Here is a 1575-nt window from a genome sequence, read left to right on the forward strand (position 1 = left end):
GTATTGAACCAGGTTCTGCGAAGAGAGATCACGGGGAGGGAGGCTGGCACGTTGATGGGTGTCTCTGTGCGTCACATGCGAAGATTGCTGGCAGCATACCGGGAGGAGGGGGCTGCTGCACTTGCCCATGGGAATCGTGGGCAGCGGCCCGTGAATGCGACGCCACAAGAGGTCCGTGACCACGTGATCACTCTAGCCCGAACCCAGTATGTTGGCCTGAACCACACGCACCTCACGGAGCTCCTGGCCGAGCGCGAGGGCATCGGGTTGGCTCGTTCCACGGTTCGGAACATCCTCATGGGTGCCGGGGTATCCAGCCCTCGGCGACGACGGCCTCCACGGCACCGGGAGCGGCGGGAACGCAAGGCGCAAGAGGGGATGCTGCTGCAACTGGATGGGAGTCCGCATGATTGGCTGATGGGCCGGGGACCAAAGCTCACCCTCTTGCTTGCGGTGGACGATGCCACTGGTACCATCCCAGCCGCGCTCTTCCGCGATCAGGAGGACACCCAGGGCTACCTGCTCCTCTTTCAGGACATCGTCCGGCACCATGGCATTCCGCTGGCGGTCTACACGGACCGCCATGCCGTCTTTCAGCACCACCGGACCCAGTGGGAAGAGGAGCACCAGACAACGAAGGGCATTCCTACGCAGTTTGCTCGTGCCCTAATGGAGTTGGGCGTGACGCAGATATTCGCCCTCAGCCCTGAGGCGAAAGGGCGGGTGGAGCGGGCCAACGGCACCTTCCAGGACCGGCTAGTGGCGGAGCTGCGATTGGCGGGTGCCTGCACGCTGACGGAGGCCACCCGTGTCCTCGAAGCATTCCTGCCCCGCTTCAATGCGCGCTTCGGCGTGCCGGCCGCGGAGTCAGGGTCCGCCTACCGGCTGCCAGAGCCTGGGCTCGACGTAGACGGCGTGCTCTGTGTCAAGGAGCGGCGGATAGTGGCGAAGGACAACACGGTACAGTACCAAGGCCGCACCTTGCAACTCTTCCCCGGGACGGACCGGATCAGCTACGCCAGGGCCCACGTCGAGGTCCAGGAACGTTTGGACGGGCGACTCTTGGTGTGCTGCCAGGGTAGGATCCTCACTCCAGGGGAAGCACCTCCCCTGGCCACCACCCTCCGGTCTCGTGCCCCCGCGCCTGCGCGCCCCTCTCCGGTGCCCAAGGGTCAGGAAGACCAGCATATGATAGGCAAGCTCACGCCCAACCCGATCTGGTACGAGGATACCGAGACGATGTTCCATCATCGAGAGCTGGTGAAGGTGGGGATGGAGCGCGCACGGCAGCAGGGAAAGCACATTGGGAGACCCTCGGTGACTGAGCGGCCAGGGTTTCCACAGCGATTCGAGGAAGCCCTGGAGCACATCAGGGCAGGCAGACTCTCACGGCGGCGGGCAGCCAGAGATATGGACATAGGCTATGCCACGCTCAAGCGCCTGCTTGAGGCACGCGGGGATGGTCCAGAGGCGGACATGAGCCCTGATTGGGAGCCGCAGGGGTCCACAGCCCAAGCCCCGAAGGCCAACACCGAGGTCAGCGTCGTCATACCAGGGTGACATATTCTCAGAAAC

Annotated in this window: 1 protein-coding gene; it reads left to right on the forward strand. The window is 64.1% G+C overall.

Annotated elements, in window-relative coordinates; translation table 11 throughout:
• A partial coding sequence (locus Q7L55_11945; protein MDO8733260.1) for an ISNCY family transposase occupies window positions 1-1560 on the forward strand: 1560 nt, incomplete at its 5' end.
• Between the last annotated feature and the right edge of the window lie 15 nt (window positions 1561-1575).

The organism is Actinomycetota bacterium (assembly GCA_030650795.1).
In the GTDB taxonomy this organism is placed as follows: domain Bacteria; phylum Actinomycetota; class Actinomycetes; order S36-B12; family S36-B12; genus UBA11398.